This is a genomic window from Streptomyces phaeofaciens (assembly GCF_014648915.1).
In the GTDB taxonomy this organism is placed as follows: Bacteria; Actinomycetota; Actinomycetes; order Streptomycetales; family Streptomycetaceae; genus Streptomyces; species Streptomyces phaeofaciens.
The window spans coordinates 129,568-146,526 of sequence record NZ_BMSA01000023.1 but is presented as its reverse complement, the minus strand read 5'-3'; the positions used below and the strand labels follow the sequence as shown (position 1 = coordinate 146,526).

The following is a 16,959-nucleotide window of genomic DNA, read 5'->3' as shown; positions in this document are numbered from 1 at the left end:
GCGGCACCGGCGCGGGCCGTCCGGCTCAGGACAGCAACTCGACCTCCGCCAGCGTCACCCGGCCGTCGATCAGCAGGCGGTACTTCCCGTACGTACCCGGTGATCCCACGGTGAACGCGCGCGTCTGCCGGTCCCAGGAGAAGCTCTCCCCGGAGCGCCGGTCCAGCGTCGTCCACGTCGTGCCGTCGGCGGAGCCCTGGAGGGTCCAGGCCGTGGGGGCCTTGGTGCGGTCGGACGAGGTCAGCGTGTACTGCACGCCCTTCACGGCCTTGCCGACCGGCAGCTCGACCGTGTCCGTCACCGCCGCGTCGGTCGCCGAGGTGTTGTCGAACAGGGCGCCCGGGCCGGTCAGCGCGTCCGTGCGGGGCGTCGCCGGCTTGTCGTCCTGGGTGATCGACACCGGTCCGGAGTTCTTGCCGCTGCCCCACGCCGAGGGCTTCGGCCCCATGTCGAAGTCCAGCACCCCGCCCTTGGCGAGCAGCGTGTGGGGCAGTGAAGTGGAGCTCCAGGCACGGCCGTTGACCTTCAGGCCCTGCACGTACACGTTCCGCGTGCTGTTCTTCGGCGCCCTGACCACCAGGTCCTTGCCGTTCTCCAGGTGCACGGTGGCCTTCGTGAACAGCGGGGAGCCGACCGCGTACTCGCCGCCGCCCATCACCAGCGGGTAGAAGCCGAGCGCGGAGAACAGGTACCAGGCCGACTGCTCGCCGTTGTCCTCGTCACCGTGGTAGCCCTGCCCGATCTCACTGCCGGTGTACAGGCGCGACAGCACCTCGCGGACGTTCTTCTGCGCCTTCCAGGGCTGCCCGGCCGCGTCGTACATGTAGATGACGTGGTGGGCGACCTGGTTGGAGTGCCCGTACATGCCGAGCCGTACGTCCCGCGCCTCGGTCATCTCGTGGATGACGCCGCCGTAGGAGCCGACGAAGTCCGGGGACGCCGTCTCGGGGGTGGCGAAGTACTCGTCGAGCTTGTCCGCGAGCCCGGCGCGGCCGCCGTACAGGTTGGCCAGGCCCCGGCTGTCCTGCGGGGCGGTGAAGGCGTAGCCCCAGCCGTTGGTCTCCGTGTAGTCGTGACCCCACACGCGCGGGTCGTAGTCGGAGGACTTCACGCGCCAGTCGCCCTGCGCGTTCCTGCCCTGGAAGAAGCCGGCCTCGGAGTCGAACAGGTTGACGTAGTCCTGGGCGCGGTTGAGGAAGTACTCCGACTCCTCCTGGTAGCGCTTGTCACCCGTCTTCCTGTAGAGGGCCTGGCCCATCCGGGCGATGCCGTAGTCGTTGACGTAGCCCTCCATCGCCCACGAGAAGCCCTCGCCGGTGGAGGTGGAGGTGTAGCCGAGGAAGGGCGAGGTGGCCATGCCCTTGCGGCCCACGCCGGACGACGGCGGGACGACGGTCGCGTTCTTCACCGCCGCGTCGTACGCCGCCTTCGCGTCGAACGGGACGCCCTTGACGTACGCGTCCGCGAACGCCACGTCCGAGGAGGTGCCGGTCATCAGGTCCGCGTAGCCGGGGGAGGACCAGCGCGAGGTCCAGCCGCCGTCCTTGTACTGCTGCACGAACCCGTCGGCCATCTCACCGGACTGGGAGGGCGTCAGGAGGGAGTACGCCGGCCAGGTCGTCCGGTAGGTGTCCCAGAAGCCGTTGTTGACGTACACCTTGCCGTCGACGATCTTCGCGCCGGTGTGGGTGGGGGTGTCCGGATTCGGCATCGGCGAGAACGGGGACGCGTACCGGTACGTCGAACCGACCTTCTCGAAGCCGGAGTTGGGGTACAGGTACAGCCGGTACAGGCTGGAGTACAGGGTGGTCAGCTGGTCCGGCGTGGCGCCCTCGACCTCGACCTTGCCGAGGATCCGGTCCCAGGCGCGCTGGGCGCGCTTCTTCACCGCGTCGAAGGAGGTGCCGTCCGGGATCTCCTGGCGCAGGTTGTCCTTGGCCTGGTCCACGCTGATGAGCGAGGTGGCCAGACGCAGGGTGACCGTGCGGTCGGCGCCCGCGTCGAAGCGCAGGTGGCCCTTGACGCCGCTGGAGGACCCGTCCTTCACGGGCTTGTCGAACACGCCGTAGACGAAGAGCCGGGTGGCACCCGTCGACAGCCCGGACTTGACGTCCGAGTAGCCGGTGACGGTCCCGTCGGTCTTGTCGAGCGTCAGCCCCGCCTGGTCCGTGACGTTGTCGAACAGCACGCTCGCGTCGTCACCGGGGTAGGTGAAGCGGAGCGCCGCCGCGTGGTCGGTCGGGGTCATCTCGGCCTTCAGGCCGTTCTCGAACCGGACCCCGTAGTAGTACGGCCGTGCCGTCTCGTTCTCGTGCCGGAAGGCCAGCTCCCGGGCCTCACGGCCGGTGTCCGGCGTGCCCGACGCGGCGGACGGCATCACCTGGAAGGTCTGCCGGTCGCCCATCCAGGGGCTGGGCTCGTGGCTCGCGCTGAACGACTGGATCGTCGGCAGGTTGTCGTCGTTGTTGGCGCGCGCGTAGTCGTACAGCCAGCTCAGGGACGCCGAGTTGGTGACCGGGGTCCAGAAGTTGAAGCCGTGCGGTACGGCGGTCGCGGGGAAGTTGTTGCCGCGCGAGAAGCCGCCGCTGGAGTTGGTGCCGCGGGTCGTCAGCGCGTAGTCGGACAGGTGCGCCTTCGGCTTCTCCGGCGCCACGCGCTCGATCGCGATGTCGTCCAGCCAGCCGCGGAACCTCGCCGGGCCCGCGGGGGAGTCGTACGCCACCAGGACGCGGTCGACGGTCTTGCCGGCCGCGACCGACCCGATCCGCGAGGCCACGTTGTTCCACTGGTTGACGTACAGCACCTTCGAGGCCCCCTGCGCCTGCGGGGTGAGCCCGAACCCGTGCTGGTCCGTCGCGCCGAGGCCGCTCAGCGAGGTGCCGTCGGTGAAGACCAGGTCCACGGAGACGTTCGTGGCGTCGTAGTCGCGGTCGCCGTCCGCCATCGACGGGAAGATCCGGTACGACAGCCGGGTGTCGCGGCCGACGGCCACGTTCACGTCGAAGACCTTGTTGTACGAGTACGCCCGCCCGTCCGCCGTATGGCGTCCGGCGTACCGCAGGGCCTTCTTGCCCGTGAACCCGGCGCCCGCCTTCGCGGTCGGGGAGCCGCTCGGGCCGCGGTCGACCAGCGACAGCATGTCCTGCGGGACCGGGTTGTCGCCGCCGCCCGTGGAGAACTGGACGTCGGCGAGCTGGAGGATGCCGGAGGCGCCGTTGTTCTTGGTGACCTCGAGCCGGAAGTGCTGGTACTCGGCCGGTTCGGCGAGGTCGTACGTCCTGGTCTTGAACCGCTCGGGGAAGGACTCGCCGGCGCGGGTGTCGACGGTCTTCCAGTCCTTGCCGTCCGTGGAACCCTGAAGGGTCCAGTCCTTGGGGTCACGCTCGGCGAAGTCGTTGGCCGAGGTGAGAGCGTATGTCACGAGTTTGACGGGTTTGTCGAGATCGAACTCGGCCCAGCCCGTGGGCGCGAAGGTCAGCCACTTCGTGCTGGACTCGCCGTCGACGAGGTTCTCCTTCACCTCCCCGCCGCCCGTGTTCTCGCTGCTCGCCCGTACGTCCGTGACGTGATCGGTGACGTTGCCCGGAATACCGCTGCTGTACCCGCCGTCGACGCCCGAAGCCCGCTTGCCGCCGCCCGCCGTCGTGTCGACGGTGTTCAGCCAGTCCGGCGCCGGATCGTCCGCCTCGAACGAGGAGGCGAACTCCCGGTCGACCGCCGGAGCCTTCTCCGGCAGTGCGACGGCGGCCCCCTGCGAGCCCACCGCCAAGGCAAAAGCGGCCGTCACGACGACGGTCGAACCCCATCTGTGCCGAGCTCTGTGCCGCATACGCCAGCACCCTCCCTGCGCTCACTTGGACAACGTTGTCAAAATCGACGCAGAGACCAGTAGTGGGTCAAGTGGTCAAGGATGTCAAGGGTGTTGGCTGTGTCGTTCGGGGTTTATGTTGCGAATTTTCCGGCAAGCCGCCCACAGCCGGTTCCTATGTCGGGGAGGTCTCAACTCGGAAAAGACCCATGGCCAACCTTGCATTCGATCTTGCTCCGCTGGCGGGAAGTGGACTATACCTGTCGGCAATTCACGCGATCCGCACGACCCTGCTTGACCTGACCGCGGTGCCGGGAGGTTCCGGTTCACCGCCTGAGTCCTGGAGAAGGCGAGGACTTGAGCATGGGATCCACCTCCGAGAACAACGGCTCCACGGGTGTCGGCCGCCGAGATCTGATCAGAAGGTCCGCCGCGCTCGGTCTGATTTCCGTCCCCACCATGAGTTTCCTGGCCGCCTGCGCGAGCAGCGGCGGCGGTGGTGACGAGGACAAGGCCAAGGCCGGAAAGAAGACCGAGCAGAACCCCCTCGCGGTCAACGAAACCGCCCAGATGGAATTCGTCCTGTTCGACGGTGGTTTCGGCAAGGAGTACGCCGAGGACGCCGTGAAGATCTACGAGAAGAATTTCCCCGAGGCGAAGGTGAAGTTCTCGGCCACCCAGAAGATCCAGTCCACGCTCCAGCCCCGCTTCAACCAGGGCACCCCGCCCGACCTCATCGACAACTCCGGCGCCGAACAGATGGACATGGGCGTCCTGGTCGGCAAGAAGCAGCTCGCCGACCTCACCCCGCTGCTCGACGCCCCCTCCTACGACGACCCGGCCAAGAAGGTCCGCGACACCCTGCGCCCCGGCATCGTCGAGATGGGCCAGTTCGACGGCGACCCCGTCTGGATCATGTACTACGCCTACACGGTCTACGGCGTCTGGTACTCGCAGAAGGCGCTGGACTCGCTCGACGCCACGTACCCCGAGACCTGGGACGAGATGCTCGCGGTCTGCGAGAAGGCCAAGAAGAAGGGCATGGCCGGCTGGACGTACGCGGGCAAGTACCCCTACTACCTCCCCTTCTCGCTCTACCCGATGATCGGCAAGGTCGGCGGGCGCGAGGTCCTCGACGCCATCGACAACCTGGAGCCCAACGCCTGGAAGCACCCGGCCGTCAAGACCTGTTTCGAGGCGTACTACGAGCTGTACAAGAAGGGTTACGTCCTCAAGGGCACCCCCGGCCTGGACCACATCCAGTCGCAGACCGCCTGGGCCCAGGGCAAGGCCCTGTTCATCCCCAACGGCTCCTGGGTGGAGAACGAGTCGGCGAAGGTCATCCCGGCCGACTTCGACCTGGCGGTCTCGGGCCCCACCGGCATCGACTCCTCCGACGCGATGCCCTTCGGCACCATCTGGGCCTCCGGCGGCGAGCCGTTCGTCGTCCCCGCCAAGGCCAACAACGCCTCCGGTGGCATGGAGCAGCTGCGCATCATGCTCAGTGAGGCGTCGTCCAGGAACTTCACCGCCAAGGTCAAGTCGCTCACCGCGTACAACGGCGGCACCGACGGCATCACCCTCACCCCGGGCCTGAAGTCCGGTGTCGCCGCACTGGACAAGGCCGGCGACAACGTGGTGAACCCGCGCCTCCAGGACTGGTACGTCCAGCTCCAGAAGGAGCAGATCGGTGTCGGCGGGCTGGGCGAGATGATGGCCGGACGGCTCACCCCGGCGGAAGCCGTCAAGAAGATCCAGGGCTATGCCGACGCGGCCGCGAAGGACACGGCGATCAAGCACTACAAGCATCAGTGACCGCATTCACGACGGCACCGGAGTGGCGATGCAGCACGGCAAGTACCGCTTCATCGTGGGGTTCCTGGCATTGCCGCTGGGACTGTACACGCTCTTCGTGGTCTGGCCGTTCATCCAGTCCATCTACTACTCGTTCACGGACTGGACCGGCCTGAGCCCCGAATTCAAGATGGTCGGTTTCGACAATTACCGCAGGATGCTGGACGACCAGATCTTCTGGAAATCCCTCCAGCACAGCCTGCTGTTCGCCCTCCTGGTGCCGGTGGTCACGATCGGCCTGGCCCTGTTCCTCGCCTTCATGATCAATGTCGGCGGACGCAGAAGGAAGGGCGGCCCGGTCGTCACCGGGGCCCGGGGCTCCTCCTTCTACAAGATCGTGTATTTCTTCCCGCAGGTGCTCTCGATCGCCATCGTCGCGCTGCTGTTCGCCTTCGCGTACAACCCGGACAGCGGTGCGATCAACTCGTTCCTGCGGGGCGTCGGCCTCGACGGAGTCCAGCCGCTCTGGCTCGGCGACCCGGACCTCGCCCTGTGGTGCGTGATGGCCGTCCTCGTCTGGTCCACGGTCGGCTTCTTCGTCGTCCTGTTCTCGGCCGGCATGGCCTCCATCCCGGCCGACCTCTACGAGGCCGCCCTGCTGGACGGCGCGAGCCGCGCCACCACCTTCTTCCGGATCACCCTGCCGCTGCTCTGGGACACCGTGCAGTCCGGCTGGGTCTACATGGGCATCCTCGCCCTGGGCGCCGAGTCGTTCGCGGTCGTGCAGATCATGACGACCGGCCCGGGCGGCCCCGACTACTCGACCACCGTCATGGTCCTGTACGTGTACCAGAAGGCGTTCCGGGACGGTCAGGCCGCCTACGCCACCACCATCGGCGTCGCCCTGCTCGTCGTGACGCTGGCCTTCGCCGCCGTCGTGATGCGACTGGGCCGGCGCGAGCGGCTGGAGTACTGAGGATGAAGACGACCGAATCCCCCGCGCCCGTCTCCGTCACGAAGGTCGACCTGCCGGCCGGCCGGGGGCGGCCGAAGCCCAAATCCGAGGGCCGGGCCCTCAACGCCTTCTCGCACGGCATCCTGGTCGTCTGGGCCGTGATGGTGGTGATGCCGCTGCTCTGGGCGGTGATGACGTCCTTCAAGGACGACCGCTCCATCTTCTCCTCGCCCTGGTCGCTGCCGGACCGGCTGCACTTCGACAACTGGTCGCGGGCCTGGACCGAGGCCAACATGAGCGACTACTTCCTCAACACCGTCCTGGTGGTGGGCGGCTCGCTCATCGGCACCCTGGTCCTCGGCTCGATGGCGGCCTACGTCCTGGCCCGGTTCGACTTCCCGGGCAACCGCTTCGTCTACTACCTCTTCGTCGGCGGCATGAGCTTCCCGATCATGCTGGCGCTGGTCCCGCTGTTCTACGTGGTGAACAACATGGGCCTGCTGAACACCATCCATGGCCTGATCCTGGTGTACATCGCGTACTCGCTGCCGTTCACCGTGTTCTTCCTCACGGCGTTCTTCCGCACGCTGCCCACCTCGGTGGCGGAGGCGGCCTTCGTCGACGGGGCCTCGCACAGCCGTACGTTCTTCCAGATCATGCTGCCCATGGCCAAGCCCGGTCTGATCAGCGTGGGCATCTTCAACTTCCTGGGCCAGTGGAACCAGTACATGCTCCCCACGGTCCTCAACACCGACCCCGACAAGCGTGTCCTCACCCAGGGCCTGGTCCAGCTGGCGGTCAGCCAGGGCTACAAGGGCGACTGGTCGGGGCTGTTCGCGGGGCTGGTCATGGCGATGCTGCCGGTCCTGGCCGCGTACATCGTCTTCCAGCGGCAGGTGGTGCAGGGGCTGACGGCGGGGGCGCTCAAGTAGACCGCGCGCCTTCATGCGGCGTACACGGACCTCCGCCGTGCGGGGTGTCCGCGTACGCCGCTTTTCATGACCGCCGCCCGATTTCGAACCCCGGTCCCCGCGCCGCAGAAAGGGCTTCCCGCAACACCCCGCAGCCACCCCCGCACACCCCGCGACGATACGGAGCGTCACCATGGACGATCTTGTTCGACCGTGCGGATACTGTTCAACCTCTTGACGGGAGGCAACCCGAACAGCTCAGCTTAGAGTTCACTAGTTGGACATAGACGGGGCCTCATCGAAGCGGTCCCGCGCGCAGGAGGTCGTCGTGGAGACTCCGGGGTCGCAGTCATCGCTGCACCGAGCCAACCTCGAGCGGGTCGTACGGGCCGTGCGTCTGGCCGGGTCCCTCACGCAAGCGGAGATCGCCCGGACGACCGGTCTGTCGGCGGCGACCGTCTCCAACATCGTCCGGGAGCTCAAGGACGGCGGGACCGTCGAGGTCACGCCCACGTCCGCCGGTGGACGCCGGGCCCGCAGCGTATCGCTCAGCGGGGACGCCGGCATCGTCATCGGCGTCGACTTCGGCCATACGCATCTACGGGTCGCCGTGGGCAACCTGGCCCACCAGGTGCTCGCCGAGGAGTCCGAGCCGCTGGACGTGGACGCCTCCGCGGCCCAGGGCTTCGACCGGGCCGAGCAGCTGGTCACGCGTTTGATCGAGGCCACGGGCGTGGACCGGACGAAGGTCGCCGGGGTCGGTCTCGGCGTGCCCGGACCGATCGACCTGGAGTCCGGCACGCTCGGGTCGTCGGCGATCCTGCCCGGCTGGATCGGCACCAGACCCGCCGAGGAGCTGAGAGGGCGCCTGGGAGTGCCCGTGCACGTGGACAACGACGCCAACCTCGGCGCCCTCGGCGAGATGGTCTGGGGCAGCGGCCGGGGTGTACGTGATCTTGCTTACATCAAGGTCGCGAGCGGTGTCGGCGCCGGTCTGGTGATCGAGGGGAAGATCTACCGGGGGCCCGGCGGGACGGCGGGAGAAATCGGGCATATTACACTCGATGAATCCGGCCCCGTCTGCCGCTGCGGAAACCGGGGCTGCCTGGAGACCTTCGCGGCCGCCCGCTATGTGCTGCCGCTCCTCCAGTCCAGTCACGGTACGGATCTGACGATGGAAGGCGTCGTGCGGCTGGCCAGGGACGGAGACCCGGGCTGTCGTCGCGTGATCGCCGACGTCGGCCGCCACATCGGCAGTGGAGTCGCCAATCTCTGCAACCTGCTGAACCCGAGCAGAGTAGTCCTGGGCGGTGATCTCGCCGAGGCCGGTGAGCTGGTGCTCGGTCCCATCAGGGAGTCCGTCGGCCGCTATGCGATCCCCAGTGCGGCGCGTCAACTCTCCGTTCTCCCGGGGGCACTTGGAGGTCGTGCGGAGGTGCTCGGAGCGCTTGCTCTCGCGCTCAGCGAGATGGGCGATTCGACCCTTTTGGACGGCACCCTGTCCGCGGCTACCCCTGTCTTCACTTAGAGAACGAATGACGCCGTTGCCATCTCGTTAAGTATTTACTTCTTGACGTCGCATGTGTGGCCGAGTTGACTTCGAGCCACCTCGGCCGCAGCGTTGCGGCCCTGTCAGGGAGGCACACCCCAAATGAACGCAACGATGCGCAGAGTCGTTATCGGCGCCACCGCCGTGTCCATGGCGCTCTCGATTGCCGCGTGCGGCAAGGCCGGCGACGACAAGAGTGACTCCGGCAGCAGCAGCGGCTCGGACAACAAGTCCATCGGCCTGCTGCTCCCCGACAGCGTCACCACGCGCTACGAGAAGTTCGACCGGCCGCTCTTCGAGGCCAAGGTCAAGGAACTCTGCGCCGACTGCGACGTGCAGTACGCGAACGCCGCGGCCGACCCGGCCAAGCAGGCTCAGCAGATGAGCAGCATGGTGACCAAGGGCGTCAAGGTCATCGTCGTCTCGGCCCAGGACTCGGCCGCGATCAAGTCCTCCATCCAGTCCGCGGTGGACAAGGGCGTCAAGGTCGTCGCGTACGACCGCCTCGCCCAGGGCCCGGTCTCGGCCTACGTCTCCTTCGACAACGTCAAGGTCGGCGAGCTCCAGGGCCAGGCCCTGCTCGACGCCCTCGGCTCCAAGGCGACCACCAAGTCCAAGGTCGTCATGATCAACGGTGACGACGCCGACCCGAACGCCGGCCAGTTCAAGGAAGGCGCCCACAAGGCGCTCGACGGCAAGGTCGACATCGCCTACGAGCAGTCCGGCCTCTGGAAGGACACGGTCGCCGCTCAGAAGATGTCCGCGGCCATCACCCAGCTGGGCGCGAAGAACATCGCCGGCGTCTACTCCGCCAACGACGGCATGGCCGGTGGCATCGCCAACACCCTCAAGGGCGCGAAGATCAGCGGCATCCCGCTGACGGGCCAGGACGCCGAGCTCGCGGGCATCCAGCGCATCATCGCCGGCACGCAGTCCTCGACGGTCTACAAGGCCTTCAAGCCCGAGGCCGACGCCGCCGCCCAGCTCGCGGTCAACCTGCTCGAGGGCAAGGACATCAAGTCCCTGGCCACCACCGAGCTGACCAGCGGCTCCGGCGACAAGGTGCCCTCGCAGCTGCTGACCCCCGTGTCGGTCACCAAGGCCAACATCAACGACACGGTCGTCAAGGACAAGCTGTACACGGTCGCCGAGATCTGCACCGCCGAGTACGCCGCCGCCTGCAAGGCCGCCGGCCTCCAGTAGCGGTCACGCGCCCCGGCGCAGCCCGGCCCGGGTCCCCTGAGGGACTCGGGCCCCGACCGCCCAGCGGTCCGCGAGACCCCTCCGACGCCCGCCCCACCTTCACACCCCGCTGCCGGGGCGGGCGTCGGACGGAACCCGTTGCCAAGCGCAGTGGATTCGCGCATGTTCATCTTGTAAACCTCGTGCGGCACCGCGGCGCAGCGCCCGGTCCCGCATGCCCCTCCGCGCCCCACCCCAAGCGCGGCATCCCCGCCGGTCAGGCGGCGAAGGAGATGGTTCACGTGTCCGCTACGCCCGTGCTGGCGTTGCGCGGAGTCTCCAAGCGGTTCGGTGCAGTGCAGGCACTCACCGACGTAGAGCTGGAGGTTCACGCCGGAGAAGTCGTCGCCCTGGTGGGCGACAACGGCGCAGGGAAGTCGACCCTGGTCAAGACGATCGCGGGTGTCCACCCCATCGATGAGGGAGTCATCGAGTGGGAGGGCAAGCCCGTCAGCATCACCAAGCCGCACGACGCGCAGGGACTCGGCGTCGCCACCGTCTATCAGGACCTCGCGCTCTGCGACAACCTCGACGTGGTCGGCAACCTCTACCTCGGTCGTGAGCTGCTCCACCGCGGCGTCATCGACGAGGTGACGATGGAGAAGAACGCCCGCGAGCTGCTCTCCACGCTCTCGATCCGCATCCCGAGCGTGCGCATCCCGATCGCGAGCCTCTCCGGCGGTCAGCGCCAGGTCGTGGCCATCGCCCGCGCCCTGATCGGCGACCCGAAGGTCGTCATCCTCGACGAGCCCACCGCGGCTCTCGGCGTGGAGCAGACCGCGCAGGTCCTCGACCTGGTCGAGCGGCTGCGCGAGCGTGACCTCGGCGTCATCCTCATCAGCCACAACATGGCCGACGTCAAGGCGGTCGCGGACACCGTCGCCGTCCTGCGTCTGGGCAAGAACAACGGCTCCTTCCCGGTGAAGGACACCAGCCACGAAGAGATCATCGCCGCGATCACGGGTGCCACGGACAACGCCGTGACCCGTCGTGCGGGGCGTCGCACCGCGGAGGCGGCAAAGTGAGCGACACGTCGAAGACCGTGAAGAGCGACTCCTCGGAGACCGCGAAGGTCGACAAGGCCGAAGGCGTGATCGAGGAGCAGGAGACCGTCGCACCCGCCGACGACCCCACGGCCGCGCCGGTCACCGTCGTCGACCCGCGTCTGCTGGTCCGCGAAGAGGGCTTCAAGGGCTACGTCACCGAGTTCAAGCGCAAGGTGAAGGGCGGCGAGCTGGGCTCGCTGCCGGTGTTCGTCGGCCTGATCGTCATCTGGACGATCTTCCAGCTGCAGAACGACCGCTTCCTGAGCGCCGACAACCTCTCGAACATCAGCTACTACATGTCGGCCACCGGCATGCTGGCCATCGGCCTGGTGTTCGTCCTGCTGCTCGGCGAGATCGACCTGTCGGTCGGTTCCGTCAGCGGTCTGTCGTCGACGCTGTTCGCCGTGTTCGCGGTGAACAACGGCATGGACCCCTGGCTGTCGCTGGTCCTGGCGGTCCTCACCGGTATCGCCATCGGCGCGATGCAGGGCTGGTTCTTCGCCCGGATCGGTGTGCCGGCGTTCGTCGTCACGCTGGCCGGCTTCCTCGGCTGGAACGGCCTGATGCTGTGGCTGCTGGGCGACAGCGGCACGATCAACATCCCGTCCGAGTCGGGTCCGATCCACCTGCTCGGCCAGGGCAGCTTCTTCATGGACCAGGCGATCATCGGCGCCTACCTGCTGGCCGGTCTCGGCGTGGTCCTGACCCTCATCGGCAACTTCGGTGAGCAGCGTCGCCGCCGGGCCGCCGGTGTGCCGTTCCGGCCCACCAGCGAGATCCTGCTGCGCGTCGGTGCCCTCGCGGTCGCGTCCTTCGTCGCCGCGGCGGTGCTGAACAACGCCTCCGGTGTCTCCAACGCGCTGGTGATCTTCCTCGCGGCGCTGGTGATCGTGGACTTCGTGCTGCGTCGTACGACGTACGGCCGCAAGGTCTTCGCGGTCGGTGGCGGCATCGAGGCCGCGCGCCGTGCCGGTATCAACGTGCCGATGATCCGCATCACCGTGTTCGCCATCTCCGGCGGCTTCGCGGCGGTCGGCGGTATGTTCTTCGCCGGCCAGACCGCGAGCGCCACGCTCAGCGCCGGTGGCGGCAACACCCTGATGCTCGCCATCGCGGCGGCCGTCATCGGTGGCACCAGCCTCTTCGGTGGCCGCGGTACCGTCTGGTCCGCCCTCCTGGGCATGCTGGTCATCCAGTCGATCCAGACCGGTCTGGACCTGCTGAACATGAACACCTCGATCCAGTACATGATCACCGGTGGTGTTCTGCTCGGCGCGGTCGTCATCGACTCGGTGTCCCGCAAGAGCCAGAAGGCCGCCGGCCGCGGCTGACGGTTCGCAGGAACGTCACTGTGCCCGGCACTGTCCTCAGTGCCGGGCACAGCCGTGTCATAGGAGGGGCCGATCATGGGTACGGCCGTTCGCGTGACCTATGACGCATGGCCCGGAGTCCGACCGCCGGGACGGAACATTAGACTCGACAAGCCCGGCAACAGCTCGATCAGCTCAACTGCAAGGAGGCACGGGTGCCGCTGCTGACCCGCATCAGGGGACCGCGCGATCTGGACCGGCTCAGCCTGGAGGAGCTGGACCAGCTGGCAGAGGAGATCCGGACCTTCCTCGTCGACGCCGTGTCCAAGACCGGAGGCCACCTCGGCCCCAACCTCGGTGTGGTCGAGCTCACCATCGCCCTGCACCGGGTCTTCGAGTCCCCGAAGGACAAGGTCCTGTGGGACACGGGCCACCAGTCCTACGTCCACAAGCTGCTCACCGGCAGGCAGGACTTCTCCCGGCTGAAGATGAAGGGCGGCCTGTCCGGCTACCCCTCGCAGGCCGAGTCCGAGCACGACGTCATCGAGAACAGCCACGCCTCCACGGTGCTCGGCTGGGCCGACGGCATCGCCAAGGCCAACGAGGTCCTCGACCGTGACGCCCACGTCGTGGCCGTCATCGGCGACGGCGCGCTCACCGGCGGCATGGCCTGGGAGGCGCTCAACAACATCGCCGACGCCAAGGACCGCCCCCTGGTCATCGTCGTCAACGACAACGAGCGCTCCTACGCGCCGACCATCGGCGGCCTCGCCAACCATCTGGCGACCCTGCGCACCACCGAGGGGTACGAGCGGTTCCTGGCCCGCACCAAGGAGGTCCTGGAGCGGACCCCGGTCGTCGGCAAGCCGCTCTTCGACACCCTGCACGGCGCCAAGAAGGGCCTGAAGGACTTCATCGCCCCGCAGGGCATGTTCGAGGACCTCGGCCTGAAGTACGTCGGCCCGATCGACGGCCACGACATCGAGGCCCTGGAGTCCGCGCTGGCCCGCGCCAAGCGCTTCGGCGGCCCGGTGATCGTGCACTGCCTCACCGAGAAGGGCCGCGGCTACCAGCCCGCCCTCCAGGACGAGGCGGACCGCTTCCACGCCGTCGGCAGGATCCACCCCGACACGGGCCTGCCGATCGCCAGCTCCGGCGCCGACTGGACCTCGGTCTTCGGCGAGGAGATGGTGAAGCTCGGCAAGGAGCGCGAGGACATCGTCGCGATCACCGCCGCGATGCTCCAGCCGGTCGGCCTGGACAGGTTCGCCAAGGCCTTCCCCGAGCGGGTCTACGACGTCGGCATCGCCGAGCAGCACGCCGCCGTCTCGGCCGCCGGGCTCGCGACCGGCGGCGTCCACCCCGTCTTCGCCGTGTACGCGACCTTCCTCAACCGCGCCTTCGACCAGGTCCTCATGGACGTGGCCCTGCACAAGTGCGGGGTGACGTTCGTCCTGGACCGGGCCGGTGTCACGGGCACCGACGGTGCCTCCCACAACGGCATGTGGGACATGTCGATCCTCCAGGTCGTCCCCGGCCTGCGGCTCGCCGCCCCGCGCGACGCCGACCAGGTCCGCGCCCAGCTGCGCGAGGCCGTCGCCGTCGACGACGCGCCGACCGTGGTGCGCTTCTCCAAGGGCGCCGTGGGCCCCGCCGTACCTGCCGTGGGCCGCGTCGGCGGCATGGACGTCCTGCGCCAGCCCGGGACGGACACCCCGGACGTGCTGCTGGTCTCCGTGGGCGCCCTGGCACCGATGTGCCTGGAGATCGCCGCTCTGCTGGAGAAGCAGGGCATCACCACCACCGTCGTCGACCCGCGCTGGGTCAAACCCGTCGACGAGGCCATGGCCCCGCTCGCCGAGCGCCACCGCGTCGTCGTCACCGTCGAGGACAACAGCCGCGTCGGCGGCGTCGGCTCCGCGATCGCGCAGGCCCTGCGGGACGCGGGCGTCGACGTCCCGCTGCGCGACTTCGGCATCCCGCCGCGCTTCCTCGACCACGCCTCCCGCGCCGAGGTCATGGCCGAGATCGGCCTGACCGCCCCCGACATCGCCCGCCAGGTCACCGGCCTGGTCGCGAAGCTGGACGGGAAGTACGGCACCGCGGCCGCGGTCGACTCGGTGCAGCCCGCCCGCGACTGACGCCACCCGACACGCCCGGATGGGCCGATTTCACCACCGCGAAGGGTGGTGAAACCGGCCCATTCGCGTTAACGCGCCCATGCCGGGGCATACGGACTACGCCCCCTCTCGATCATGTCTGGGACGACACAGCGTGGGAGGAACGCGCACATGAGCAGCACCCTCTTCCGGACGAAGAACGTCGAGCAGTCCATCCTCGATACCGAGGAGCCCGAGCACGCGCTCAAGAAATCCCTGTCCGCGCTGGATCTGACGGTCTTCGGCGTCGGTGTCATCATCGGCACCGGCATCTTCGTCCTGACCGGCACGGTGGCCAGGAACAACGCCGGCCCCGCCGTCGCCCTGGCCTTCGTCGCCGCAGGCGTCGTCTGCGCGCTGGCGGCGCTCTGTTATGCCGAGTTCGCCTCCACGGTCCCCGTCGCGGGATCGGCCTACACCTTCTCCTACGCCTCGCTCGGGGAACTGCCCGCCTGGATCATCGGCTGGGACCTGGTCCTGGAGTTCGCCCTCGGTACGGCGGTGGTGGCCGTCGGCTGGTCCGGCTACGTCGCCTCGCTGATGGACAACGCGGGCTGGCATCTGCCGGACGCGCTCGGCAGCAGAGACGGGGCCGACGGCTTCGGCTTCGACATCCTCGCCGCGGCGCTCGTGCTGGTGCTCACCGCCATCCTGGTCATCGGCACCAAGCTGTCCGCACGCGTCACCGCGATCGTGGTCGCCATCAAGCTCGTCGTCGTACTGACCGTGATCATCGCGGGCTCCTTCTTCATCCACGGCGACAACTACGACCCGTTCATCCCGAAGGCGCAGACCGTGGACGCGGGCGGGAGCCTCCAGGCGCCGCTCATCCAGCTGATGTTCGGCTGGGCACCGTCGAACTTCGGCGTGATGGGCATCTTCACCGCCGCCTCCGTCGTCTTCTTCGCCTTCATCGGCTTCGACGTCGTCGCCACCGCGGCCGAGGAGACCAAGAACCCGCAGCGCGACATGCCCCGCGGCATCCTCGGCTCGCTGCTCATCTGCACCACCCTCTACGTCGCGGTGTCGATCGTGGTCACCGGTATGCAGCACTACAGCAAGCTGTCCATCACCGCGCCGCTCGCCGACGCCTTCAAGGCCACCGGGCACCCCTGGTTCGCGGGCTTCATCAGCTTCGGCGCCGCCGTCGGCCTCACCACCGTCTGCATGATCCTGCTCCTCGGGCAGACCCGGGTGTTCTTCGCGATGAGCCGCGACGGACTTCTGCCGCGCTTCTTCTCCCAGGTCCACCCGCGGTTCAAGACCCCGCACCGGCCGACCATCCTGCTCGGCGGGCTGATCGCGATCCTGGCCGGCTTCACCCCGCTGAGCGAACTCGCCGAGCTGGTCAACATCGGCACCCTGTTCGCCTTCGTGGTCGTCGCCATCGGCGTGATCGTCCTGCGCAGGACCCGCCCCGACCTGCCCCGGTCCTTCCGCACCCCGTGGGTGCCGTTCCTGCCGATCGTGTCCGTGCTGGCCTCGCTCTGGCTGATGATCAACCTGCCGGCCGAGACCTGGCTCCGGTTCGCCGGCTGGATGGTCGTCGGCTTCGTCGTGTACTTCCTCTACGGCCGCTCCCACAGCCGTCTCGGACGCCACGAGGAGACGACGGAGGCCGAGGTGCACAGGCGGCCGGGGCCCGACGGCACGGCGTGACCCCGACACCCCGTGGACCACGGGCGGACCGGAGGGCGGTGCTCAGCTGCGTACCGCCCGCGGTCCCACGACCTCGGCGCCCAGGTCCGTCACCCGGCGGCGCAGCTCACGGTCGGCGGTGACGACCAGAGCGCTGCGGCCGCCCGCCGCCGCGACCAGGGCGACGATGTGGTCGTCCCCGCTGCCGGCCGCCGACTCCACCCGTACGGCGGAGACCGGCTCCACCCCGCGGGCCGCGCCCTCGACCACGAGGACGATCTCGACGGGACCGGCGTGCCCCGGCAGCCCGTCGGCCGCCAGCCGGTCGCGCAGCCGCTCCGCGGCGCCCCGCCGGTCCCGCCACCACCCGTCGGGCACCGACCCGACGACGTTCGCGCCGTCCACGATCACCAGCAGGGGTGTGCCGTCGTACCGGGGGCCGTCCATGGGGCCAGGGTCCCACGCCGGGCCGCGCACCCGAGCGGCCGATCCCCCCGGCGCCGTACCCGCGGGCCCGCCGGACGTGGCCGGGGAGGGGCCGTCATAC

General features: G+C 68.5%; 11 protein-coding genes. 9 read left to right on the top strand and 2 right to left on the bottom strand.

From position 1 onward, the window contains the following. Window positions 1-25: 25 nt before the first annotated feature. Complete coding sequence (locus IE275_RS32455) at window positions 26-3,829, bottom strand: GH92 family glycosyl hydrolase (protein WP_189715789.1); 3,804 nt, start codon at window positions 3,827-3,829, stop codon at window positions 26-28. Between the two features lie 342 nt (window positions 3,830-4,171). Between IE275_RS32455 and ngcE the strand changes: the two genes are divergently transcribed. The 9 genes from ngcE (at window position 4,172) to IE275_RS32410 (ending at window position 16,433) form a co-directional block, all read left to right on the top strand. After that, window positions 4,172-5,623: an N-acetylglucosamine/diacetylchitobiose ABC transporter substrate-binding protein gene (ngcE, locus tag IE275_RS32450; protein WP_189715787.1), complete on the top strand. Its 1,452-nt coding sequence runs from the start codon at window positions 4,172-4,174 to the stop codon at window positions 5,621-5,623. Window positions 5,624-5,651: 28 nt separating this feature from the next. Beyond that, window positions 5,652-6,578, top strand: a complete 927-nt coding sequence (locus tag IE275_RS32445; protein WP_189715784.1) for a carbohydrate ABC transporter permease — start codon at window positions 5,652-5,654, stop codon at window positions 6,576-6,578. A gap of 2 nt (window positions 6,579-6,580) precedes the next feature. Then, the gene (locus IE275_RS32440; protein ID WP_189715782.1) at window positions 6,581-7,489 is read left to right on the top strand and encodes a carbohydrate ABC transporter permease; all 909 of its coding nucleotides are present in this window, start codon (window positions 6,581-6,583) and stop codon (window positions 7,487-7,489) included. 307 nt (window positions 7,490-7,796) lie between these two features. Further along, a complete protein-coding gene (locus tag IE275_RS32435) occupies window positions 7,797-8,996 on the top strand; it encodes an ROK family transcriptional regulator (RefSeq protein WP_189715780.1) in 1,200 nt (399 codons plus the stop codon). Between the two features lie 135 nt (window positions 8,997-9,131). After that, window positions 9,132-10,220 carry a sugar ABC transporter substrate-binding protein gene (locus IE275_RS32430; RefSeq protein ID WP_189715778.1) on the top strand — a complete coding sequence of 363 codons (1,089 nt, stop codon included), beginning with the start codon at window positions 9,132-9,134 and terminating at the stop codon, window positions 10,218-10,220. 272 nt (window positions 10,221-10,492) lie between these two features. Beyond that, a complete protein-coding gene (locus IE275_RS32425; RefSeq protein ID WP_069767557.1) occupies window positions 10,493-11,284 on the top strand; it encodes an ATP-binding cassette domain-containing protein in 792 nt (263 codons plus the stop codon). Beyond that, on the top strand, window positions 11,281-12,636 hold the full coding sequence (locus IE275_RS32420; RefSeq protein WP_189715776.1) for a sugar ABC transporter permease: 1,356 nt from the start codon (window positions 11,281-11,283) through the stop codon (window positions 12,634-12,636). The genes IE275_RS32425 and IE275_RS32420 overlap by 4 nt, the downstream gene beginning before the upstream one ends. Before the next feature lie 194 nt (window positions 12,637-12,830). Then, window positions 12,831-14,756, top strand: coding sequence for a 1-deoxy-D-xylulose-5-phosphate synthase (dxs, locus tag IE275_RS32415; RefSeq protein ID WP_189715774.1), 1,926 nt, complete (start codon window positions 12,831-12,833; stop codon window positions 14,754-14,756). A gap of 150 nt (window positions 14,757-14,906) precedes the next feature. Continuing rightward, window positions 14,907-16,433: an amino acid permease gene (locus IE275_RS32410; protein ID WP_189715772.1), complete on the top strand. Its 1,527-nt coding sequence runs from the start codon at window positions 14,907-14,909 to the stop codon at window positions 16,431-16,433. Between the two features lie 42 nt (window positions 16,434-16,475). Here IE275_RS32410 and IE275_RS32405 read toward each other — a convergent pair whose 3' ends face one another. Beyond that, window positions 16,476-16,859, bottom strand: a complete 384-nt coding sequence (locus IE275_RS32405; protein WP_189715771.1) for a PIN domain-containing protein — start codon at window positions 16,857-16,859, stop codon at window positions 16,476-16,478. Between the last annotated feature and the right edge of the window lie 100 nt (window positions 16,860-16,959).